This window comes from Bifidobacterium sp. FKU (assembly GCF_026016385.1).
GTDB lineage: Bacteria > Actinomycetota > Actinomycetes > Actinomycetales > Bifidobacteriaceae > Bifidobacterium > Bifidobacterium infantis.
Genome location: NZ_CP092888.1, coordinates 1696770 through 1720862 on the forward strand (window position 1 = coordinate 1696770; position 24093 = coordinate 1720862).

20 protein-coding genes, 1 tRNA gene and 1 pseudogene are annotated in these 24093 nt (G+C 60.2%); 9 read left to right on the plus strand and 13 right to left on the minus strand.

Going from position 1 to position 24093, the window contains the following annotated elements; translation table 11 throughout:
* Positions 1-57: 57 nt before the first annotated feature.
* Positions 58-651, minus strand: coding sequence for a CarD family transcriptional regulator (locus MMB48_RS07755; RefSeq protein ID WP_007053566.1), 594 nt, complete (start codon positions 649-651; stop codon positions 58-60).
* A gap of 177 nt (positions 652-828) precedes the next feature.
* Between MMB48_RS07755 and glgB the strand changes: the two are divergent.
* The 4 genes and pseudogenes from glgB (at position 829) to MMB48_RS07775 (ending at position 5367) form a co-directional block, all read left to right on the plus strand.
* Positions 829-3082: pseudogene (gene glgB / locus MMB48_RS07760) on the plus strand (1,4-alpha-glucan branching protein GlgB).
* Positions 3083-3117: 35 nt separating this feature from the next.
* Positions 3118-3840: a response regulator transcription factor gene (locus tag MMB48_RS07765; protein WP_012578060.1), complete on the plus strand. Its 723-nt coding sequence runs from the start codon at positions 3118-3120 to the stop codon at positions 3838-3840.
* Positions 3840-4913, plus strand: a complete 1074-nt coding sequence (locus MMB48_RS07770; RefSeq protein ID WP_032744367.1) for a sensor histidine kinase — start codon at positions 3840-3842, stop codon at positions 4911-4913. Before MMB48_RS07765 ends, MMB48_RS07770 begins: the two co-directional genes overlap by 1 nt.
* 67 nt (positions 4914-4980) lie before the next feature.
* Complete coding sequence (locus MMB48_RS07775; RefSeq protein WP_032744368.1) at positions 4981-5367, plus strand: LexA family protein; 387 nt, start codon at positions 4981-4983, stop codon at positions 5365-5367.
* Here MMB48_RS07775 and MMB48_RS07780 read toward each other — a convergent pair.
* Both MMB48_RS07780 and MMB48_RS07785 read right to left on the minus strand, forming a co-directional pair.
* Complete coding sequence (locus tag MMB48_RS07780; RefSeq protein WP_032744369.1) at positions 5283-6005, minus strand: ComF family protein; 723 nt, start codon at positions 6003-6005, stop codon at positions 5283-5285. The genes MMB48_RS07775 and MMB48_RS07780 overlap by 85 nt on opposite strands.
* A gap of 12 nt (positions 6006-6017) precedes the next feature.
* Positions 6018-6821, minus strand: a complete 804-nt coding sequence (locus MMB48_RS07785; RefSeq protein WP_032744370.1) for an HAD-IIB family hydrolase — start codon at positions 6819-6821, stop codon at positions 6018-6020.
* 154 nt (positions 6822-6975) lie between these two features.
* Here MMB48_RS07785 and MMB48_RS07790 point away from each other — a divergent pair, with 154 nt between their 5' ends.
* On the plus strand, positions 6976-7338 hold the full coding sequence (locus MMB48_RS07790; RefSeq protein ID WP_014485022.1) for a metallopeptidase family protein: 363 nt from the start codon (positions 6976-6978) through the stop codon (positions 7336-7338).
* Between the two features lie 102 nt (positions 7339-7440).
* Here the strand turns inward: MMB48_RS07790 and MMB48_RS07795 are convergent, their stop codons facing one another.
* Genes MMB48_RS07795 through MMB48_RS07805 form a run of 3 tightly spaced genes read right to left on the minus strand, consistent with a single transcriptional unit; the run spans position 7441 to position 12417 of the window.
* Positions 7441-8982, minus strand: coding sequence for a DUF5719 family protein (locus MMB48_RS07795; RefSeq protein ID WP_032744371.1), 1542 nt, complete (start codon positions 8980-8982; stop codon positions 7441-7443).
* On the minus strand, positions 8979-12074 hold the full coding sequence (locus tag MMB48_RS07800) for a glycosyltransferase family 2 protein (RefSeq protein ID WP_032744372.1): 3096 nt from the start codon (positions 12072-12074) through the stop codon (positions 8979-8981). The genes MMB48_RS07795 and MMB48_RS07800 overlap by 4 nt, the downstream gene beginning before the upstream one ends.
* Before the next feature lie 43 nt (positions 12075-12117).
* The gene (locus tag MMB48_RS07805; protein WP_012578068.1) at positions 12118-12417 is read right to left on the minus strand and encodes a WhiB family transcriptional regulator; all 300 of its coding nucleotides are present in this window, start codon (positions 12415-12417) and stop codon (positions 12118-12120) included.
* Between the two features lie 778 nt (positions 12418-13195).
* Here MMB48_RS07805 and MMB48_RS11705 point away from each other — a divergent pair.
* The 3 genes from MMB48_RS11705 (at position 13196) to MMB48_RS07820 (ending at position 16489) form a co-directional block, all read left to right on the plus strand.
* Positions 13196-14101, plus strand: a complete 906-nt coding sequence (locus MMB48_RS11705) for an LCP family protein (protein ID WP_050496269.1) — start codon at positions 13196-13198, stop codon at positions 14099-14101.
* 169 nt (positions 14102-14270) lie between these two features.
* Positions 14271-16097, plus strand: coding sequence for an FtsK/SpoIIIE domain-containing protein (locus MMB48_RS07815; protein ID WP_032744374.1), 1827 nt, complete (start codon positions 14271-14273; stop codon positions 16095-16097).
* A gap of 113 nt (positions 16098-16210) precedes the next feature.
* Positions 16211-16489, plus strand: a complete 279-nt coding sequence (locus MMB48_RS07820) for a WhiB family transcriptional regulator (RefSeq protein WP_003835265.1) — start codon at positions 16211-16213, stop codon at positions 16487-16489.
* A gap of 72 nt (positions 16490-16561) precedes the next feature.
* Here MMB48_RS07820 and MMB48_RS07825 read toward each other — a convergent pair whose 3' ends face one another.
* Entirely contained in the window at positions 16562-18049 is a 1488-nt protein-coding gene (locus MMB48_RS07825) for a sensor histidine kinase (protein ID WP_032744375.1), read from the minus strand.
* 162 nt (positions 18050-18211) lie between these two features.
* Here MMB48_RS07825 and trhA point away from each other — a divergent pair, with 162 nt between their 5' ends.
* Positions 18212-19156 (plus strand): PAQR family membrane homeostasis protein TrhA, encoded by a 945-nt coding sequence (trhA, locus tag MMB48_RS07830; RefSeq protein WP_172664380.1) that lies wholly within the window; start codon positions 18212-18214, stop codon positions 19154-19156.
* An 88-nt stretch (positions 19157-19244) separates the two neighbouring features.
* On the opposite strand, the gene MMB48_RS07835 is transcribed toward trhA, so the two are convergent.
* The 6 genes from MMB48_RS07835 to MMB48_RS07860 form a co-directional block, all read right to left on the minus strand.
* Entirely contained in the window at positions 19245-19724 is a 480-nt protein-coding gene (locus tag MMB48_RS07835) for a GreA/GreB family elongation factor (RefSeq protein ID WP_007055115.1), read from the minus strand.
* Positions 19725-19822: 98 nt separating this feature from the next.
* Positions 19823-20230, minus strand: a complete 408-nt coding sequence (locus MMB48_RS07840; RefSeq protein ID WP_012578073.1) for an FKBP-type peptidyl-prolyl cis-trans isomerase — start codon at positions 20228-20230, stop codon at positions 19823-19825.
* 141 nt (positions 20231-20371) lie between these two features.
* Positions 20372-21832 (minus strand): L-serine ammonia-lyase, encoded by a 1461-nt coding sequence (locus MMB48_RS07845; protein ID WP_032744376.1) that lies wholly within the window; start codon positions 21830-21832, stop codon positions 20372-20374.
* Between the two features lie 146 nt (positions 21833-21978).
* The gene (locus MMB48_RS07850; protein WP_032744377.1) at positions 21979-22548 is read right to left on the minus strand and encodes a hypothetical protein; all 570 of its coding nucleotides are present in this window, start codon (positions 22546-22548) and stop codon (positions 21979-21981) included.
* Between the two features lie 195 nt (positions 22549-22743).
* A tRNA-Leu gene (locus MMB48_RS07855) sits at positions 22744-22822 on the minus strand.
* A gap of 223 nt (positions 22823-23045) precedes the next feature.
* Positions 23046-24047, minus strand: coding sequence for a Ppx/GppA phosphatase family protein (locus tag MMB48_RS07860; protein ID WP_032744378.1), 1002 nt, complete (start codon positions 24045-24047; stop codon positions 23046-23048).
* Positions 24048-24093 lie beyond the last annotated feature (46 nt).

Consider the following 24093-nt stretch of genomic DNA (forward strand, 5'->3'; position numbering starts at 1 on the left):
ATCACGAAGCCCCGGCGCATCGCATAAGGACACGACCGAGGCCTCAAAACAATCAAATCACTTCTTCTTGGACTTCTTCTCGGCTTCGACACGAGCCAAAGTATCGGCCGCGGCCTCTTCGGGCTCGGCGGTGTGATGCTTGTCGTCACCGGGCTGAGCGGGCTCGTAGCCCAGGTTCACGTCGAGCAGACGCTGGGCTTCCGCCTCGTCGATCTTCTCGGACAAGGCGATCTCAGAAGTCAGAATGGCGCGGGCCTTGGTGAGCATACGCTTCTCGCCCGCGGACAGGCCGTGCTCGTCGACATCGCGCTGGGCGAGATCGCGAACCACTTCGGCGATCTTGTTGACATCGCCGGTGGCGATCTTTTCGACGTTCAGCTTGTAACGGCGAGACCAGTTCATCTCTTTCTCGATGATCGGGGTCCGCAGGATGCCGAATACCTTGGCCACTTCGGATGCGGAGACGATATCACGCACGCCGACCTTCTTGGCATTGTCCACGGGAACGTTGATGACCAAACCATCGGAAGAGAGTACGGACAACTGCAGATATTCGCGCGTCACTCCCTTGACCGTCCGCTCGGTAATGGCCTCCACCTTCGCTGCACCATGACGCGGATAGACGACCATATCGCCGACTTTGTAAGACATGTACCCTCCGAGAACTGACGGCTTACACACAAAAACTCGAATAATTATGCCATGCGGCCTGGACCGCCCCTATGAGAGCGCTCACAACCACGAAGACACACCGAAAAGGGCAAGAATTCGCCATTTTCGACGCGCCAATGTAGCGTTTTCGACTCCAACGCACGTAGACTTTGGGTCATGGCTAAAGAAACGAAGATCAAGGAAGATACCGTCACCGTGCCTGTCGCCCAAGGCGACCTCGATGCGGTGAGCAATGCTGAATTCTACAACCCTCACGGAGTTCTCGGCGGGCATCTCGGCATCGGCAAGCATGCCGACACCGCCACAATCCGTGTGCTGCGTCCGCTTGCCAAGTCCGTGACCATCCTCACCCAGGATGGCGAATACCCGATGACCCACGAATACAACGGCGTGTTCGTGACTACCGTGCCGGCTTCCGGCACCAAGAAGCAGCCCACGATTCCCGACTACCGCGTCAGGACCGAGTGGGAAAGCGGCGCAGTGCTCATTGAGGACGACCCATACCGTTATATGCCCACAGTCGGCGACATGGACACCTATCTGTTCGGCGAGGGCCGTCACGAGAAGCTCTGGGAGGCGCTTGGCGCGCATGTGCTGCGCTATGACGATCCGATGGGCGGCGTGGACGGCACGCCTGGCGAACAGGTGGTAGGCACCGCGTTCTCCGTGTGGGCCCCGAACGCCCATGCCGTGCGCGTGGTCGGTAACTTCAACGCCTGGGATGGCCGTCGTCATGCCATGCGCGAGCTCGGCTCCTCCGGCGTGTGGGAAATCTTCATCCCCGGAATCGGCGCGGGCGAGACCTACAAGTTCCAGATCCTGAACGCCAATTACACGTGGGAGATGAAGGCTGACCCGATGGAGCGTCAGCACGAGGTTCCGCCGAACACCGCCTCCATCGTCACCGAATCCACCTACGAGTGGAACGATGACGCCTGGATGCAGCACCGTCGCACCACCAACCCGCATGATGGCCCGGTCTCCATCTATGAGGTGCACGCCGGCAGCTGGAAGCAGGGACTGACCTACCGTGACCTGGCCAAGCAGCTCGTGGACTACGTCAGGCAGGAAGGTTTCACCCACGTGGAGTTCATGCCACTGGCCCAGCACCCGTTCTCCGGCTCCTGGGGCTATCAGGTCACCGGCTACTATGCGGTGGACTCCCGTCTCGGTTCCCCCGACGACTTCCGTTACCTGGTCGACCAGTTCCATCAGGCCGGCATCGGAGTGATCATGGACTGGGTGCCCGCCCACTTCCCGAAGGATGCCTTCGCGCTCGGCCGCTTCGACGGCACCCCGCTGTACGAGGACCCGGACCCGCTGCGCGGCGAACACCCCGAGTGGGGCACCTATGTGTTCAACTTCGGACGCCGCGAAGTACGCAACTTCCTGGTGGCCAATGCCCTGTTCTGGCTCGAGGACCTGCACGTCGACGCATTGCGCGTGGATGCCGTCAGCTCCATGCTCTACCTCGACTACAGCCGCGAACCCGGCCAGTGGCGTCCGAACATCTACGGCGGACGCGAAAACCTGGAGGCCATCGACTTCCTCAAGGAAGCCACCGCCACCGCGTACAAGAACAACCCCGGCGTCATGATGATCGCCGAAGAGTCCACCGCATGGCCGGGCATCACCGCCCCCCACCTCCGCCGGAGGCATCGGCTTCGGCATGAAGTGGAACATGGGCTGGATGCACGACACCCTCGAGTATCTGCACGAGGAGCCCATCAACCGCAAGTGGCACCACAACGAAATCACCTTCTCCATGGTGTACGCCTACTCCGAACACTACGTATTGCCCATCAGCCACGATGAAGTCGTGTACGGCAAGGGCTCCCTGTACGGCAAGATGCCGGGCGATGGCTGGCAGAAGCTAGCCGGCGTGCGTTCGATGTTCGCCTATCAGTGGGCTCACCCGGGCAAGAAGCTCTCCTTCATGGGCAACGAGCTGGCCCAGTGGGGCGAGTGGGATCACGACGCCTCCATCGATTGGGATTGCCTGAACTGGCAGGAGCACCGTCAGGTCCAGACCATGGTCGCCGACCTTAACGCCTTCTACAAGGCGCATCCGGCACTTTGGAGCCAGGACTTCGATCCGGCCGGCTTCCAGTGGCTGACCAGCGACGATGCCGACCACAACACGCTGAGCTTCCTGCGCATCGGCACCAAGGGCGAGACCTTGGCCGTGGTGGTCAACTTCTCCGGTGAAGCCTGGTCCGATTACCAGGTGGCGCTGCCCACCGGCGGCAAGTGGACCGAAGTGTTCACCACCGATGACGCCAAGTACGGCGGCTCCGACATCCACAACGGCACCTTCGAAGCGGTCGAGGGCGAATATCATTCGCGTCCGTTCTCGGCGAAGATCACCGTTCCGGCTCTGGGAGTTGTATTCTTGAAGCCGGAAGACTGAACTGGTCAACAGGCTGAAAGGTAACCGGTTTATTTATGCTCAATACCACAGCGCGTCAGAATACGACACCGCGCACGGTGCTGGTGGTCGAGGACGAGCCCACGCTCGCCACGGCCATTGCCCAGCGCATCACCGCTGAAGGATGGACCGCTCGCGTGGCCGGGGACGGCGCTTCCGCCGTCCAGGCCGCGTCCCAGCTACGCCCCGATCTGGTAATCATGGACATCATGCTGCCGGTCATGGATGGTCTTGAGGCCACCAAACGCATCGTCGCCGAACGTCCGGTGCCGGTGCTGATTCTCACCGCGCGTGATGACGAGGCCGACAAGGTCATCGGTCTGGGAGCGGGCGCCGATGATTACATGACCAAACCGTTCTCCATGCGCGAGCTCATCGCCCGCTGCAAGGCGCTGCTGCGCCGCGTGGAGCGTGCGAAGGTCATCGCCAAGAATTCGGAGAACGAGAAGCTGCTCGACTTCGGTTCGATAGTCATCGACCCGGCCCAGCGCATCGTCACCGTGAACGGCGAGCAGGTGCATCTGACCCCCACCGAGTTCGATCTGCTGGCCACACTGGCCCGCCGCCCGAAGTCGGTGCTCACCCGCGAAAAGCTGCTCGAAGAGGTCTGGGACTGGGTCGACGCATCCGGCACCCGCACCGTCGACAGCCATGTCAAGGCGCTGCGCCATAAGCTCGGCGCCGATACCATCCGCACCGTGCATGGCGTGGGCTACGCTTTCGAGCCGCCGACCGCGTGATGGCATCCAAAAAACAACAGCAATCCCGGCTTGATGCGATGAAACATCGCGTCAAGCCGGTTGATTTGTTCTCCTCTCTGAAGCTGGAACTCAGCGCACTGATCGTTATCGCCACGGCCGTCGCATTTGCCATGTGCTGGTTCCTACTGAAATTCGGCTGGTCCGGTTGGATCGCCATGCCGCTGACCTTGGTACTGGCATTGGGCATCACCTATTTCTTCTCCCGCGGCACCACCGCTCCCCTACGCCAGATGCGCGATGTGGCCGAAGCCATGGCGGATGGCGATTACACGGTCCGCGTGGATATCGATCAGGATCGTCATGACGAGGTCGGCCAGCTGGCTCGCTCGTTCAACGAGATGGCCGGCGAACTCGAACATGCCGATAAAATGCGCCGCGATATGATCGCCAATGTGAGCCATGAGCTACGTACGCCCGTTTCCGCTTTGCAGGCGATGGTCGAGAACATGGCCGACGGCGTCACCGAGCCCACTCCCGCCAATCTGGAGAGCATCCTCACCCAAACGCAGCGTCTCTCCGATCTCATCGCCTTCCTACTGGACCTGAGCCGTATGGAGGCCGGTGCGGCGAGTTTGAATATCGAGAAGTTCAATTTCGCCGACTTTCTTGACGAAACCATCGAGCCGTTGGAAATCGCCGATGGCGGTCACGCCCACGACATCCATGTCACCGTGCCGGCCGACATCTCGATGGAAGGCGATCAGGACCGCCTGCGCCAGCTATTCACCAACATCATCGCCAACGCGCTGAAACATTCGGCCGACGGCACCACCGTGCTGGTCGATGCCCACGAGGACGAAAACCAAGGCACCATCGTGACCAATGTGGTGAATTTCGGCTCACAGATTGCGCTTTCCGACCGTTCAGACATCTTCCGGCGCTTTGTCAAAGGCAAGACAGGTCCCGGCACCGAGTCGGGCGGCACCGGTCTTGGCCTGTCCATCGCGCGCTGGGCGGCACAATTGCACGGTGGCACCGTCAAAGTGGTCGATGACACGCGAGGGGCCGATTTCGAAATCATCCTGCCTAAATATCACATCGCCGAACGTTGATATTGTCCGACGTCCTACCGTATACTGTATTCGAACAGATGTTCGAATACAGGGTGGGAGGCACAGCATGACACAGCAATCCGAGTCACGAACCATGCCGCACGAGGCCACGCTGTTTGTTATGCAGATGGCCGGCGATTCCATGATCAATGCGGGTATTCATAACGGCGATCTGCTGATTGTCGACCGTTCGTTAACACCAGTCCCCGGAGATGTGGTTGCGGCTGTCATGGATGACGAAATCGCCATCAAGCGGCTGGTTTCACGGGCCAGCATCACCATATTGCACGCCGAGAATCCGCGATACCCCGATTACATGCCAAGCAACGGCGATTCGCCTGCTATCTGGGGCATCGTAACCGATGTCATTCACCCACTGATATCGTCATCGGACCGTCGCACCACGGCATCCGCCAATACCAGCACGCCCACCACTTTAGTACCGGCCTGCTGAAATGTCTGAACGCATTGCCGCACGGTGGCACCTGTGGTGACGATGTCATCAATGAGAAGCACCACGTCGCCATGGCCGATGAGATCACGCTTCACCGTGACATGACCGGTGATACGGCGGGCACGCTGTGCCGAAGAGACCTGCTGCACGGAGCGTGCCTTGGTGGAGGAGCTCAGGGCATCGCATGGTCGCGCATCGACGCCGTACCCACGCAATGCCCCTGCCACCGATTTGGCCAACGCTGCCGTGTGAGCCCGTCCTCTTCGGCGCATTGACGCCCGCGATGACGGCACCGGAACCACCAATACGCGATGACCCAAGCATGATGATGGTATTGGCGTCTTGTTCAGCAGCGACACCATGATGCGGCCGAACGGGCCGTCAAGCTCGGTATCGTCGTGGTCCTTCCAGTCGAGAATGGCACGACGCGCCGCTCCCTGATAGATTGACGCGGACCATATACGGGCTCCGCCACCACTGTCTGCATCCCGTTCCCGGCATTGCGCGAACAGGGCCCAGCATGCCGCACACAATACCTCATCCGGCGCGTCACACCCAGCGCAGCCGCGTGGAAACAGCAGATTGCAGGCCTGCGCCCACATCGCATGCCACCACTTGTATACGCTCGGCCCATCCATAACGCCTCACCATCAAGCTGGAGTATCGAATCGCGCAAGCAGTGCATCCAGCAGTTGTACCGTATCTTGCGGATTCTCCACACGAACACCGATCGCACCGGCCTCAACCGCGGGATAGTCATTACCCGTAGGCGTCATGCGATCACCCACGAACACCATTTCATCGGCCCGTATGCCAAGTGTCTGCGTCAGCTTGCGCACGGCATAGGCCTTATCGATGCCGCATTCGCTGACATCCACACTGGTGTATCCGCCGGCCCTGACCAGCATATGCGGCAGATCGGCCTTGACCGCTTCGACCAGCGCCTGTTTCTTCGTGTTATCGCGATCCCATGCCTGCTTGGCCGCTACGGACGCGAACTGTCCAAGAGCGGAGAAGGTGATCTGGCTGCCCCTGTTCTCGATTCGAGGCCCCCATACCTGCTGTTCCCACAATCCCAGTTCCCGGGCATGTCGCTCAAGACTTTCCGAGACAGCAGCCACGGTGGCTTCGGACAGATCATGCGCATACACCAAGGCCCATTGCGTGCCATCCCACCGGTAATACCGGGAGCCGGAGGTAGGCATGACATGCAGATTGCCGCGCCTGGCATTCGGGGTGAGCACATCCAGCACCTGCGAGGTGACCACCGCCATGCCGCCCCCTGAGATCAGGGCCACCACCGTATGGTCGAGCAACGCACAGAACCGTTCGATCATCGCGGGCTTCATCGGCTGTTTTGAGCTGGCCAGCGTGTTGTCCAAATCGAAACCGAACACCTTGGCGTTGGAGCAGACATTATCGAAATCAAGTTCGGACCACGAACGTACCACCATCTGTCGCGCCTCCCTCGTTGACGAATGTTCACAACCAATGAACCAATCCTAACGCATGTTGCCGCCGCCATGCCCTATGGTGGGAACCATGCTTCAGCCACCTTGGAACACACGAATCTACCGTAACCGCCACGGTCGCGGCACACGAACCCCGATGTTCGGCACCCGTCTGCCCCGTTACCGCACCCGAACCGGCATGTTCGACGATATGGTGGCGGCCCAGGTTCGCAGGCTCGGCCAAGCGTGGCCGGAACTGATACGTCCGATCCAGTTCGCGGTGGAGGATGTGCCGCCTTCGGATCCGACGCCTTGGCAGACCGAGCCGAATATGACGTCCCAGTGCTTCCCCGCCAGCCACGGCATTCCCGCACGAGTCGTGCTCTACCGTATGCCGTTGCAGACCGAGGCACCTTCCAAGCTCGAATTGCAATTGGCCGTCAGGGATGAGCTGGTGGCCCGCATAGCGGAATTGTATGGGCGCAGGCCGGAGGAAATCGACCCTGACTGGGGCCTGTGACAACACTGCGGGCCGTGTCACTTGTAATAAGATAGTGGCACGGCCCGCAGCTATATCGCCGCCGAAACATCATCAGACTGACGCTTCGGCGAGCATACCCTTCTACTTGACGATGGAGGAATCATTCCGAGCCCAGACATGAACCGTGGCGGGCATCAGCGTTGAAGCGTCGATGACGGACAATCCGGCGATGTCCTTGTCTTGCAACGAATCGTGACTGAACCGCGCTCCCCAGCTCACTTTCTTGGATGAGTCCTCCAACATCAGCGCGACCGCGGTGCCATGATCGCCGGAAAGTTTGCCGGTCTCAATCGTTTGCGCTGCGTTCGCATCCAGTGTGATTTCCTTGGAGGTTACCGAAGCACCGGCATCATCGTAGGCGTGCAAGGTGACCGTCCTGCGCGCATTGGACGTATTGGCCAGCGTGATGGAGGCCTTTACTCCGTCGGGAAGGGCCAACCCCGAGAATTCGGATGGCTCGCCAGCATTGACCAATGCGAAATCGGCTTGGCCGGAGTCACCGGAGCGTGTGGCCTTGACGGAGAACGACACGGCATCCTCTGCGGTGGACATCACGCCCAACGCCCCATCAGGAGCCTCTCCCAAGTCGATCGCCGTCACCTTATCGGCAGTGACGGTGGCATCTTTGGCGGGAACCAAGCCTTTGTCGGTAATCCATGACAGCCCGGTGCTGGTGTCTGCCTTGGCGAACAGATAAGCGGTGACCGCATCGCCGGCAGTGATGGACGGCGCCACCGATGCATTGGATGCGGTCGGCAGCGGCAGCGCGAAATCAGAACCCTTCGGTGTCAGACCATCCATGGTCACCGTACGTACCACGGACGCGATAGGAGTCTCCTTGCTGGAAACGGTCACGAACAGACCATGCTGCCCATCGACCGCGGCGGACAGTTCCATCGATGACTCCCCCTCGGCCGGCACAGACAGCGTGGATTGGGTGGACAATGCCATCTTCCCGGCTGTCTCGGAACCCCAGACGGCAATGTCGACGGTGGTCGGCTTGGTGGAGGGATTCGAGACGATGAGCTGCTGTGTGGTACCGGTCGTGCCGCCGGAGAGCAGGAACGACTGGCTGAGCGAGGTCGATACGCAGGATGCCGCCGATACGCCTCTCACATCGCCATCATCGGCCCATGATGCGATGGTGCCGACGGCGCCGGTGCCGGCTGCGGCCTGCAGCATACGGGTATTGATCAGGCGAGCTCCCTGATTGATCTTCTGAGCACCGGTTTTCACCGAGGAATCGTCGGTCGGATCGGCGTCTTTCAAAGTTACGTCATCTGAACTGGACTTTTGCCCGATCGCCGAGACAGTGGCGCTGTAGACGGAGCCGAACGCCGCATAGCGCGCCTGTGTGCTCAGATTGCCGACAGTGGCCTGGAAGGCGCTGTCGCCATACGTGCCGGTATCGGCCAATCCCATAGGTGCCGGGCAGTAGGTTTCGGACTGGGTCGGACTAACGGTCTGGTCGATGGCATTATCGGAAGCGGCCACCTTATCCACCCAGATATTGGGGATGGGGGCCATGACGAGAACGACGAACAGCGCAATCAACACCAGCATGGTGATCACACCGAGCACGATGCCGATCGCACGTTTGAAACCAGAAGTTGTGTTGCTCATGCCTGCTCCTCCAATCCGTAGGACAGTCGTCTGCGAGGCATGGCGACCAAGCAGTACAACGCCGTGATCACACCTAGGCATATCAGCCAGGCGTGCCTCCAGACACTATGCTGTGCACGTTGCTGCCATGAGGTATCCACCTGCTGTGAGGCGCTGCTACGCAGCGTCAGACGATAGTAGCTGCCGCTATCCGTGGAGACCAGGGACTGGGTGCCGTTCGATGCGGCGATATTCGCGCTCAACTGTTCATACGGCATGTCGTTCGAGGAATCGCCGGTCTCGGGAACCACGTAGATGCCGCCGAATCCAAGCGCGCTGATGGCCGCGATGGCTTCTTCGTCGGGATTGGACAGCAGCGAGGCACAGGCCTGGGCCAGCTGTTCGTCAACCACATCATGCTTGCCGGACAGCAGGCGCGCCCGCTGGACCGGAGAGCTGTCGATCAGATCGCCGCGCGAGGTGCGCATCACCGCATAGTTGACGATGTTGCGGGTCTCCGCGCTCACGGCAAGCACACGATGATCGGCACTGGCCTCCAGATAATCGGTGGTGACCATGGGCAGGCCGTTTTCGGACACGCCCAGTCCCGTATCCTTATGACGTTCGATGCCATACATGCATTGGATGCCAATGCAGCACACCAGTATCAGAGCAAGCACCACACGGCCAGACACGATGAGCACATGCAGACGGTCCCTTTTCGGTGCGGGATCACTGCCAGACGCATGCAACGGTTGGAATCGCTTCACCGCACCACCGGCGACGAGACACACGCAGGCAAGGAAGCCCAATATCATCATCGCGATGCCCGGCTGCGCGGAACCGACCACGACACCATCGGCATCCACGGTTATGGCCACACGGCTGGAGACCAGGGCGAGCGCGCCTCCGCAGACGATTACCACCCACATCAGTCGCGAGGTCCGCAACGCGAACGGCAGCACCAGCGAAGCAAGAGCAAGCAGCGTGATGACGCCAAACAGCACAGTGACCGCCAAATCGGCATAATCGGTCGACCCCATTCGCCATCCCAGCGCACGCTGTACGGCCTCAAGCAGACTCAGCGACGCCGGCGACCCGTTGGCGGATGACGTTGGCACCGTGACGTCGCCGAACAGTTGACGCCACATGCCCAAACCGGCGTAACGCACCGCATTGACGAGCGTAGGAGCCACCGCAAAGGCGGCAGGAACCGGAATAAGCAACAGCATGGCGCGCTTGCGACGCACGAATAGCAGGAACATCAGGAACACGACGATCAGCGCGAACAGCAGCTGCGGTTCGGCGGCCACCACAGGGATGAAGCACAGTGCGGCGATGGCTGCGGCCTGAACGGATGTGCGCGGTTTAAGCGGGTCTTCGGTATGGTACATGCCCACGGCACGGAACACGAATGCGAACGCGGCCGGCAGGAACACCATTACGGTGAGCATCGGCATATTGGCCTGCGCATACCAGCCGAACATAATGCCGGTGGATGCCCACAGCAGTCCTCCCAGCACACGAACCACGTCCGAGCGGGTGAATACGCCCGCCAGCGCCCAGAACGACAATGCGCTCAGCGGCGCGGCCACAAACAGTATCATCGCCAAAGCGGCGGTCACATGGCCGAGCGTGACCAGCGAGGCCAGCATCAGCACCAGCAGCCACGGCATGGGCGGCGCAGGAATGCCGGTGCCGCTGCCAAACACCCACGGCGTGGTGGCGGACTGCACCAGTTGCGTGAAGCTGGCACCGGTGGGAAGCAACACATCGGAATACAACGATCCGCCGGAGAATGTCGAACGGAACACCGGCCAATACATCACCGCGATGGCCGCAAAGCACACCAGCGCCATCACCACGGCCGCACTCCAGCGATATATGGTGCGTATCCGCAGATGGGCACGTTCCAGCGGACTGAGCAGCACTCTGTCCTGCTGGGATTGGAATGCGTCCCGACGATCGTGGAACTGCTTGATCTGCCGACTGTCGGCGAGCAAGACCTGCAGGGACGACGCGGTGACCTTCGACTGTCTGGCCACCAGCCTGCGTGATTTCATGTTTCCCGCGATATCGGCCAAAGCCAGCCATGGCAGGCACAATTGCACCCATGCTTCATACGGCTTCTTGCCGAACATCATGGCTATGGCCATGCCAAAACTGCGGAGCAGCCTCCACAGCCAGACGATAAACCAGGATGACATGGCCAGATCCGTGTACAGATACCGCTGTTGGGAACGATGCACCGTCATTGCATGATTGACCGTGTGATCGTCTTTAAGCGGCTCCCCGCCTCGCGTACGAATGCCTTCATACCGTGCACGACGATGTGATATCTCCGCTTGCGGGACAACCACCACGCGTCCGCCGCTCAGGCAGACGCGGCGGCAGAAATCAACCGATTCGCTGTAGGTGGTCAGCCAGGCATTGATGCCCCGCAGTCGCGTGAATTGCGACATGGACACCAGCGCGCCCGCCAGCGACACCGCAAACACATCCTGTCGCCCGTCATACTGCTCCTGATCGGGTTCTCCATCGACCACCAGGGAGTGCACGGCGTGGTGACCCGCATACATACCGACATCATGCAGATGGGAGCCTTCCCAATCGCACTGCTTGCATCCAAGCACACTGGCACCCGGCGTATTGCGCCATGCCTCAAGCAATCGTTCAAGGCATGAGGCATCCGAGGGACGGGAATCATCATGGAGTAGCCACAATGCGCGGGGAACATCACCCAGATCGGCACGATCCAATGCCCGGCTGACCGCATCACCGAAGGAGCGTGCACCCTTGGCCGAGACGATGTGAATGGTCACATGCTTGGACTGCGGCACCTCCATCACCGGCCCCGACGGCGAGGGGATGACCTCGAACGAGGTGGTTATCCTCGAACTGGTGCGTCCGGCCGCGTCGGCGATGATGACAACTCCCGGGAGAACATTCTGTGTCAATACCGAACGCAATGTAGACCGGAGGAAACGCATATCCTCCTCAACGGTGATCACAGCCGTAATGCCGGTATCCACATCCTGCCTATGCGTATACGGTCGAGAAGACATGGCGTCAGCCAACGCCTCATGAATATCGCTATTACCTGTCGGACTCATAAATTCCCAGTGTACGCACCAGACTTGAAGGGGGTGTGTGGAACTACGCCTGCTCTCGGTGCTCTCGCTTATATCGGCGACGTTCGCGCTCGCTCATGCCACCCCAAATACCGAACCGCTCATCATGATCGATGGCCCATTTCAGGCATTGCTCACGCACTTCGCATTTTGCGCACACACGTTTGGCATCACGGGTTGAGCCTCCCTTTTCCGGGAAGAACGCCTCCGGATCGGTTTGCGCGCACAACGCCTTGTGCTGCCAAGATACATCGCCATCAGGTCGGAATAGTCCCCACAATTCATGCCATGGCTCTTCGGCTGAATCGTCGACCACACCCCACATGCGATTCTCCTTGCCTATTGAGCTTTTCATACGGACTAAATTACACACATGCAATTTCGGTTTTGTCAAATTCTTTCTCGTGTCATTACATCATTTTTATGGAACTGTGTGCTATGGCGTGAACGCGATGCCCTGACGCCGTTGCACATGATATTGTGCCGTTCCTGCGCAGGAACACCATAGCGCAGGAACACCCGGCGGATGCTGTGTCAAAGTGTCATTCAGACAATCGACAGTTTCAGGAGGGGTTATGACGCAGGAATCAGGTGGGGCAGATCCGCATATCAACCCGCCAAGCTTCATTCCTGCGGGAAATCGACGCCCCCGGCCTTCCGGGCAGGTGCCACGCTCCTTCGCCCCTGCCCGCGCCTCACGTCAGTCAGGGCAGGCTCCATCGGACCGTCTGTCTGTCATGGGAAATAACGTCGAAGAGCCCCAACCGAACGCCAATGCCAAGGCAAGCACCAATGCCGCGGACAACGGCAGGCGGACTCCGCCCAGTTTTTCTCCGAAAACCGGACGTGCCACTCGCGGCGCGGCTCCGGATGCCGCCGCGCCGCGCAGTATTCCGCCGTCGCGAGCACGGATGTCTTCCGGCTCATCCCGCAACGCCGTGCGCAATCCGTCGGATATGCCGGTTTCCCGGCCCTCATCGCCAGCAGCAAACGTGTCCACGAAGTTCAGCCATATTGACCGGCCGGCGGCGGCAACGGCGAAAACGGTAACGGCACACCGGCCGCGCGCCTTGCGCATCATCTTATGCGCGATTGCGGTGCTGGTGGCGGCGTTGATTCTTTCCGTTTTCGGCGCCTGGCAATGGGTGGACAGCAAACTGAATCGGAGCGACTGGCTGACCGACACCCCCAATACGCCGGCCTCGACCTGGCTGATTCTTGGCTCCGATGAGCGTGACGGTTCCACCGATTACGGCGGCGTGGACGATATCTCTGGCTTCAGGACCGATACGATTCTGGTGCTGATCAAGCCCAAAAGCGGGCCGAGTTCGTTGATTTCCATTCCCCGCGATTCGCTCATGAACGTCGATAACCAGTACATGAAAATCAATGCGGTGGCGCAGATTGCGGGCAAGAAGGCTTTGATAAGCAACGTCGAGCAAATCACCGGCCAGAAAATCGATCATGTGGCGCAGATCAAGTTCGGCGGTCTGCAGAACGTGGTGAACGCCTTGGGCGGTATCGAACTGTGCTATGACGAGGATGTTCAGGATTCCTATTCCGGACTGAACTGGAAGGCGGGATGCCATACGGCGGATGGTTCCACCGCATTGTCCTTCTCTCGTATGCGATACGCCGACGCGCGAGGAGACTTCGGGCGCAACGAACGCCAGCGGCAGGTCATCTCGGCCATCGTCAAGACGGCTTCCAGCAGTGGGACCCTGACCAATCCGTCCAAAGTCGTGGCAGTGTCCAATGCCGCGATGAGCGCACTCACCGTGGACGAGAAGACCAACCCTTACACGTTGCTCACCATGGCGTTGGCGTTCAAAAGCGCCACCGGCTCGAATGGCATCTCCGGCAGCGTGTACTGGTCCGACCCAGATTATTACGTTGATGGCGTTGGCTCCTCGGTGCTGCTCGACGACGCCAAGAACACCGAACTGTTCAATCAGCTTGCCGACGGCACGCATAAGGCCGGCGCCGTGGGCAATCTGGCGGAAGGCTGACCGACGCTTTCCCGGAGCCCATCGGCTTCATCGTCGGCGCATGATCGCCGCCGTTGCCCACGCAGCCAATCATGCACTGGCAAGATGTCATGTGGATAACTCGGCAAGCTGGAACCACATACCTTGATTCGACTTGCGCTTTCGGCACGCGCTCCCCCACGCTGGAAGCATGACATCACAGCAGAACGATTCGAAGCGACATTCCGCCCATACGGCATCCGCCGTATCCCGGGCGAAGCACCGTTTGGGCGCGCCGCCATTGCGCGCCCGCCTGACCATGCTTGCCGCGGCGTGCCCGATGATCGCGCAGGCACTGATGATGGTCATACTGCTGTTGCACGGGCAATGGCTGTTCGCCGCCATGATCACGCCAGGCATATTCGCCTGTCTCGTGTCCCTGCTGCTGACGCTCCCTTCATCTCCGGGTCCGGAGAAGGCTCCCGCCCCGCAACAGGCAACGATCGATGTCGGTATCGCGGACGACGCCGATGACCGCGTCGCAGACCTCCGTCATGCGCCGTCGCAGTCGATAGAATCGCTGCTGCACTTCGCACGCCTGCCATGGCGCACCATTGTGGGCCACTGGCTTGAGCCCCTTGACCTTGCGGTGCCGATTGGCATGACCGGAAGCGAGCCGCTGACGCTCGACCTGAACCGTCAGGGACCACATGCCTTGGTAGCCGGCACCACCGGTTCCGGCAAATCCGTGTTGCTGCAAAGCTGGTGTCTGGCGCTCGCCTCGATGAACGGGCCCGAACATCTGAATTTCGTGTTTTTGGACTTCAAAGGCGGTTCCGCGTTCCGCAAACTCGAACGGCTGCCTCATACCGTTGGCAGCGTATGCGATCTGGATCTGGCGCATGCCGTACGCGCGTTGCGTGCGTTGGAAGCCGAACTGACACGCCGTGAGCAGCTGTCCGCCGCTATCCGTGCTTCCGATATCCGCGATATGGTCAATCCGCCACCGCGCCTGATCGTGGTCATTGACGAATTCCATGCTCTGAAGGACCAGCTCCCGGATTATGTGAATCGTCTGGTGCGTATTGCCTCGCTCGGCAGGTCGCTGGGCATGTACCTGATCGCCTGTACGCAGAATCCCATGGGCCAGGTCAGCGCCGATATGAAGGCGAATATGTCCGTCAGCATTTGCTTACGGGTTCGGGACCGTCTGCAATCATGCGAGCTGCTTGGCGATGGTCGTGCCGCCGACCTCAGTCCGGCAATGCCCGGTGCGGCGTTCTGCAACGATTCCGAACAGGTGACGGCATTCCGCTGTGCAACGGCACGCGATATCGATGCGGTGTGCCGCCAGATCGCGTTCGCATCGCGGTTCGTCGCAAGCCCGCCGCAACCGCCCCTGTTTACCGCGCCACTCCCCCGGCACGTAAAAGACCGGACTGTGGCCGATCACGCACCGCAACGCATTCGATTTGGACTTGCCGACGATGGCATCAATCTGCGAGAGGCGACAGTATCCCTCATCGGCGGCAATATCGGCGTCATCGGCCCGCAGGGGCGTGGCAAAACCACGTTGCTGGAAACATTGGCTCGACACGCCAGCATTGCCGATGGCTTGGCGGTACGTGTCAGTTCCCCGCATCGCCGGGTATGGAGCTCGCAATGGCTTCATAGCGGCCGTCGCATGCCGTATGCCAGCTCGGATGCACCACCGCCTCCGCATATCGTGTGGTTTGTCGACGATGCCGATGAGTTGTTCGATCCATTCCGCACCGACGAACAGGCGCTGTCTTTCACGCATGCGTTGGCTGATGAGTCCGTCAGCGTGGTATTCGCCGTCAGCACGATTCGACCGATACGCATACCGGAGCATTGCAATACCAGAATCGTGTTCCCGTGCGGGGAGAGAACATCCGATCTTATGGCTGGAATCCCCGCTCGCCTATTGGATACAATGAGTCTTATCGATGCCGACAACGCGGGCCGGGCCGTGCTCATCGAGGGCACATCGGCATGTCTGGTGCAGTGCGCTTCGTGAGAACTTCGGTTTTTTCTCGGCGAAACCTCTTGAAAATCACCACGGTTCGTGGTTACCTTGGTACTGGACTTAAGGAACAACACCAGTCACGGGGCTTTTAAGGGAGGCAAGCAATGAGCAGCGCTTTTGATTGGCGAGCCAAGGCCGCATGTCGCGACAAGGATCCGGAACTCTTCTTCCCGGTGGGCAACACCGGTGCAGCTTATCAGCAGATTGAGGAGGCCAAGGCCGTGTGCCGCACCTGCAAGGTGATTGACGCATGCCTGAAGTGCGCACTGGACACCAATCAGGATTACGGCGTGTGGGGCGGCTTGAGCGAAGACGAGCGTCGTGCGCTGAAGCGCCGCGCCATGCGCGCCCGCCGTTCTCAGGCCATGCAGATGCAAATCTGATGTTTTGATTATTTCTTCGTTATACCAGGAAACCCTCCCACTCGGGAGGGTTTCCTCATTTCGGGCTTCTCGTCACTCGTCCTGAGCAGCCCTGAGCTTCATATCGAGCACCACACGGGTGCCGCCTTCGCGGCGCGGCTCCCAATGCACGGAACCACCGAAATCATTGGTCACGAAGGTGTTGATGATCTGCGTGCCCAAACCGGAACCGGAAGAACGAGCCAATCCACCCTGCTCTTCGGAGCCGAGACCGGAACCGTCATCTTCAACCACCACATTGAGGTTCGGGCCGGAGCGGCCCACGGAAATCGTGATATGGCCATCCTTGCGGCCTTCGAACCCATGCTCCACCGAATTGGTGATGAGCTCGGTCAGCACGAGGGACAGCGGCGTGGCATCCTGAGCGGGCATCATGCCGAACTTGCCCATGTAGTTGATATCGATATGCTGGTCTTTCATCGTGGCCAAGTCCACGGCCATGCGCAGCAGGTTGGCGATTACCTTGTCGAAGTCGACGACTTCGTCGGCGGTCTGGCTCAATCCCTCATGCACCATGGCGATGGTCTGCACGCGGCGTTGCGCCTCCTGCAATTCCTTCTTGACCTCATCCGACTTGGTTTTACGAGCCTGAAGCCTCAGTAGCGCAGAGACGGCCTGCAGGTTGTTCTTGACACGATGGTGAATCTCGGAAATCGTGGCGTCCTTGGTCTGCAGCTCCTGCTCTCGGCGGCGCAGCTCGGTGACGTCACGGCATAGCAGAATCGCTCCGATACGGCCGTTGTTGTCATACAAGGGCAGCGAGCGCATCGAAACGGCGGAACGGTTGGCGTCAAGTTCGGAGTCCACCGCGGCCTTGCCGGTCAGCACCAATGGCAGGGTTTCCGGAACGGGGTCGTTCTCCTTCAGCAGCTGTGTGCCAAGTTCGCTGAGGTAATGGCCAGGCATGGTGGTCAGCAAACCGAGACGCCTAAAGCAGCTGATGGCGTTCGGGGCTGCGTATCGAACCACGCCGTCCATGGTCAGGATGATGAAGCCGTCCGCCACGCGAGCGATATGGCGTTGGCTCATCACCGAATCCTTGTAGGGGAATTGGCCTCGCGGAATCATCTCGTACAGCTGCTTGCCGGCATTGATGCTTTCCGACTCATATCGGCCGTTGGATTCTCGTGTGGCCATATTGGTCTCACGCACGACCAAGCCCAAGGTCTTGCCATTGTGCCGAACCGGCGCGTACACGTTGCAGACGGTCGCCTTGCCCACAGTTCTCAATACCGTGGAGCGGAACACCACGCTGGAGAGCATGGCGGCGTCCAATTCGCCGACCATGTCGTCCGGCATGACGTTTCCCACCACGTCTTCCGCCCGCAGCGTCATCACGGTGGATGGACGGCATTGCTCGGCCACCACGTATTTACCATCGCCATTCTGTACCAGCAGCAGCAGATCGGCGAAGCTCAAATCGGCGATCACCTGCCAATCGGCGACAAGATGATGCAGCCACTCGCGGTCCTCGTCGTCGAAGTCGGGGCGCGTTGCAAGGATATGTGAAAAATCAGCCATGTCACTATCATACGCAGATGCGACGTCGCATCGCCCGACGGCGAGGAAGAAGCGCGGTGTCCACATCGGCGTCCGCATCGTTGACCAGCATAGATGTTACGCTGACGTAGGTTACGGCAGCGTAAGTAACGTATCGCCAACTCGTGAAACGGGGGAACCATCATGGCATCAGCGGATGACGACGCAACGGCAACGATGCGCCATGACACTCGCGACGATTCGACGGCCACGCCGGACGCCGCCATCGAATCCAAGCGTCAGGCGGCCGAGCAGGCGCTCGAACAGGCGACGCGGGCCAAGGCGGATACGATACGGGCCAAAGCCCGGTTCAAGGCCGCGTCCATACGGGCCGCAGCCGAGGAGCGCGCCCGACGCACGCTCGCCAAAGCGGAGAACCACGCGCTGAGGATCGAGGGCATCGCCCCGGTGCAAACGCCGCGCAGGATTCGTCTCGACGTGCACGGACGGCCAAAGCCGTTGATGCGCGGCTGGATTCACGCGATTGCCGCTCCCCTGTCATTGGCGGCAGGCATCGTGCTTATATGCCTGGCACATGGCGCGAGTCTGAAGTGGGCGTGTGCCGTGTTCATGACAGCGTCTCTGATTCTGTTCACCAATTCGGCCTGCTACCATCTGGGCGATTGGAGCCCGCGCGTCACCGATGTGCTGCGGCGTATCGATCATGTCAACATCTTCCTGCTCATTGCCGGCACGTATACCCCGGTCTCGTTTGCGCTGGAACCGTTCTGGCGCAATGTGATCATCATATCGATGTGGGCGTGCACGGCCATCGCCATCGTGATTCACGTGATCTGGATCAACGCGCCACGCTGGTTGTATACGGTGGTGTACATCATCTTCGGCATCTACGGCCTGGCTTATATGGTGATGTTCTGGAATTCGCCGTATGCGGGGCCAGCCGTGGTGGCGCTGCTGTGCGCCGGCGGTGCCTGCTATATCCTCGGCGCCATCGTCTACGCCTTGCGCAAGCCCGACCCTTGGCCTCGCGTCTTCGGCTTCCATGAGATTTTCCACTGCGGAACGGTGGCCGGATATGCCTGCCATATGGTGGCCATCTACATGGTGATCATCTCGCTGTGGCATTGACGTCTCCAGGCCCGGCGACGGTGCCGGGCCAACGAACGGGGAGGGGTTCCGGAATCGTCCGGAACCCCTCCCTCGCGTTGAGACGACGTCAGGCCAGCGGCTTGGCGGCCTTGACCGTCACGGACAGCTCGCGGCCGTTCGGTGCGGTGTAGGAAACAACGTCGCCCACCTTGGCACCCTCGATGGCCTTGCCAATCGGGGAATCCGGGGTCATGATGTCGTAGTCGGTGCCGGCCACGATGTCACGGCTGCCGAGCACGTAGGTCATCTCGTTGCCGTTGAGCTCGATGGTCACCACAGAGCCCTCGCCCACGGTGCCTTCCGGAGCATTCTCGATGATCTTGGAATCGCGCAGCTTGACAGTGAGCTCGGTGATGCGGCCCTCGTTCTTGCTCTGCGCCTCACGGGCGGCCTGGTAGCCGCCGTTTTCGGACAAGTCGCCCTCGGCGCGAGCCACGGCGATCTTGTGCGCGATTTCCTCACGCAGCTCACCTTCACGATGGGCAAGCTCTTCCTTCATCTTGTTGTATGCTTCCTGCGTCAGCAGGTAGACCTTGTCCTCAGCCATATCGTCCTCCTGAACCGTTGTCGATGCTGAAACAATCTTCGTTATTTATGACAAAACGCCGGCTATGACCCCGGCGTTCGTCATGTGCTGACCTGTGGTCAGCGGGTGGAAATGATGTCGATGACGAACACCAGCGTGTCCTCGCCGCCGATGCCGGCCTGCGGGATGCCGCGGGAACCGTAGCCGTATTCCGGCGGAATGGAAACCACCAGACGCGAACCCACGTTATGGCCCGGCACGGTCTGGTCCCAGCCCTTGATGACCTGTCCCACGCCGATGCCGAAGCTGGCGGGCTGATGACGGTCGAAGCTGGAGTCGAATGGGGTGTCCTTACCCCACACCACGCCGTGATAGTTCACGGTGACGGTGTCGCCGCGACGCACGATAGGGCCGTCGCCCTCGGTCAGCTCCACAACCTTGAGGCCCTTCGGGGCTTCGGGCGTCGGGAACTCGATAACGGGCGTGGTGCCGTATTCGGCGTTCACCTGAGGCATCTGATCTGCCATTAGTCCTCCTTCAAAGACACAATGCGCCCTACCTTAGCACCATCGGCGAATCGGCGGTAGTCCTTCATCCCTGTGCGATACGACACGCCGGCCGTATACGTCAATTCCGGTCATCATGCTGGTGAATACCAGACATGTCAATCAGCATTCGACGACATTGACGGCAAGCCCGCCCTTGGAGGTCTCCTTGTATTTGGCCATCATGTCTTCCCCGGTCTGCTTCATGGTTTCGATGGCCTGATCAAGGGTCACGATATGTGAGCCGTCGCCGAGCATGGCCATACGCACGGCGTTGATGGCGGTGTTGGCGGCCATGGCATTGCGCTCGATGCATGGAATCTGCACCAGACCGCCCACCGGATCGCAAGTCAGGCCCAGATTGTGTTCGATGCCTATCTCGGCCGCATTCTCCACCTGCTCCGGCGTGCCGCCCATGACTGCGGCAAGTCCGGCCGCCGCCATCGAACAGGCCGAGCCGACTTCGCCCTGGCAACCGACTTCCGCACCGGAAATTGAGGCGTTGCGTTTGAACAGGTATCCGATGGCACCGGCGGTCAGCAGAAACGTGACCACGCCCTGTTCATCGGCGTTGTCCACGAAATGCCAGTAGTAATGGAGCACGGCGGGGATGATGCCGGCGGAACCGTTGGTCGGAGCGGTCACGATGCGCCCGCCTCCGGCATTCTCCTCAGAAACGGCCAAGGCGAAGAGATCCACCCATGCGGCGTCCGAGGATTCGAGCACGGCGTCTTTGCGCCGGTTGTCGCGGCGCAGCACATCGGAATTCAAGGCGAGACGCCGATACATTTTCGGCGCGCGGCGGGGTACGTCAAGGCCACCGGGCAATGTGGGTTCCGCCGAGGTGCATCCGTGGTCCACACAGGCGCGCATAACACGCCAGATGGTATCAATATCGGATCGGACCTGGGCGCCCGAGCGTGAAGCGGTTTCGTTGGCCCATACAAGTTCGGCGATGCTGAGATGATGTTCCCGGCACAACGACACCAGTTCGGTGCATGACGAGAACGGGTAGGGTGCCTCGACGCCGAAATCAGTGGATGATGATTCGTCCGCGTCGGCAAAGGAGGTGCCTTCCGGAGGGCGTTCATGAATGCCGATCATCGGGTCTTCGGGAGCGCCTTTGCGCACGAATCCGCCGCCGATGGAATACCAGACCTGTTCGTCGACCAAGCTTGCGGCGGCGTCGAAAGCCTGGAATCGCATGCCATTGGGGTGCGCGGCCATGCGCTTCCATTGTTCGAACACCACGTCGCGGTCGTAGTCGAAATGGATGCGTCTGAGGCCGGCAAGGTTCAGAGTATCGTCCAACGCGCAGGTCTCGCGGATGTGCATCATGTGGTCGGTATCCACGGTGGCCGGCAGATTGCCTTCGAGCCCGGCCATTGCGGCGCGATCGGTGCCGTGGCCGAGACCGGTCAGCGCCAGAGAACCGTAAAGCGTGATTTTGACACGTGCGGTGCGATCGACCAAATGGTCGGCCTGCAACGAGGAGGCGAAGGCATGTGCCGCGACCATCGGGCCTACAGTGTGCGAGGATGAAGGTCCGACGCCGATGGTGAACATGTCAAGCACACTGAACATTTGGCTCCTTCTCCCCTGCTGGTTCGGCATGCCGGTGTTGCCAGGCGTCACGCCATCACGATATCGTATTCCAGCCTAACGCCCGGAATCGCTTTCGCCTTGTGCGGTGATGGCCGCGCGCGTCGTGCCGGTGATCGATAAGTCAGTCAGCGAGACAGTGCGGAGAACATCATAACCAGTACGATGATGCCGATGATGGCCAATACGATCTGCACCACCATCAGCCCGATGGTCAGTCCCTTCTTGGTGGCGATTTTGGGCGCGTACGCCTGTGCCAACAGGAAGGCGATGAAGCCGAACACCGCGTAGTTGACGGTCAGGGCCATCACATCGCTGTTCGACAACACCACGCCGTTCAGCGGCTGGTTCAACGTGTTCATCATCGTGCTCATCACGAACATGCCCCACACGCCGTAGCCGATTAATCCGACGACGCCGTACAGCCATGGCTTGAGTTTGTCGTTGGCACGCAGGGTCAAGGCTTCGGCACACCACAACAGGGCGAAGCCGACGATGTAGGTGAACGCCACGGCAATCAGTATCACGATAGTCGCCCATGGCAGGAGTGCGGCCACATTGCCGATCATGGACAGATAGAATCCCGAGCAGGCGATGGCACCAACGGTGAGCGCCGTGCCCGCAATGACGGCTTGGGCAAGCATGGTGGGCAGGGCGCCTTGTTCGACTCGTTCGACATCGGTCCAGCGTGAAGCCATGTGGGTTCCTCGTTTCATCAGGTACAACGTCACAACGCCACATAGCCTAACGGCCTTTTGTTTCGGCCTTATAAGCCCCCCACATAGTAGGCTGCGAGCCTCCTTCTGACGAGGGGGCCTGCGGCGAAGCCGACTGGGGGGAAGAGACCGCGGCACAGCCACAAAAAACGCATCGGCCACAGGCCGATTTCAAGGTGCCTCCGGTGGGACTCGAACCCACAAGCCGAAGCGATCGATTTTAAGTCGACTGCGTATACCATTTCGCCACGGAGGCCAACTTTTCTATTATAAGCTATCTCCTGCCCTGAGCGTTGCTTGCGGGTTGCTGCACTTCGTGCAGCCGTCGCGGCATAGCCGCTCCCTTCGCCTACAAACAGCCCAGTGGGCTGTTTGTAGCAGCCGGTAGCGATAGCGTCGCCGGCGTCGCATATAAAGCAAACAGCCCAGTGGGCTGTTTGCTTAACGACTCAGCCCACTGGGGGCACTTACCACTTACGCTATTGAGCCAGCAACCGGCGACCATAATCGAGCACAATGCCGTCCAGCAGCCCGTGTTCGCTGGCGACGAACGAATCGATGGCTTCACCATGATCGGCCTTGGCGGCTTCGCTGACACGCGTCAGCACAAGGCTCCACACCACAGCGCCGCCGCCGACCACATCGATACGGCCGGGGTGGATGGTCTTGTATTCGCGGCGCTCGGCGCGCGTCATCCTAAGGAACTTGTCGTCCACGGCATAGGCGTCTTCAAGGCTCAACCGATGCCCGTCGACCACGGTGTGATCGTATTCCTTCAATCCCATGGCCAAGGCGGTCATCGTGGTCACCGTGCCGGACACGCCGATGATGGTACGGGCCTTGCCTGCGTCCACGGTGCGCAAGGCCTCATCGATATGTTCATCGACGTCCGCAACGGCCTCATCGATCTGTGTCTGGGTCGGCGGATCGTTGGTCAGATGACGTTCGGTCATGCGCACGGAACCGATGTTCATGGAAAACGCGCCCTGAACCTGGGTAGTGGGCGCACTGACGCCGTCGCCACCGATGACCAGCTCGGTGGACCCGCCGCCGAGGTCAACCACCAGATAGGGGGCGGGCAGATTGTCGCGATTGACCACGGAAGTGGCGCCGAGGAAGCTCAGGTCGGCTTCTTCAGTGCCGGGAATGACTTCGGGGCGCACGCCGAGGATACGTTCGATCTCATCCTCGAACTCCTCACGGTTTTCCGCGTCACGAGTGGCGGAGGTGGCAACGAAACGCAGGCCGTCGATGGGATGCTCGGCAATCACACCGGCGAATTCCCGAGCGGCCACATAGGCGCGTTCCAACGCTTCGTCGGCAAAACGATGGGTCTTGTCCACATCCTGACCAAGGCGTATCACACGCAGGATGCGCGGCACCACCTCATGCATGCCATCGGCATCGACACGTGCGATCTTCAGTCGAATGGAGTTCGTGCCGCAATCAATGCCGGCGACGGTTACGGATTCCTTGCTCATTGCCTTCTCCTCGTATCCCTTAGTGCGTATGAATGGGCTGTTCGCG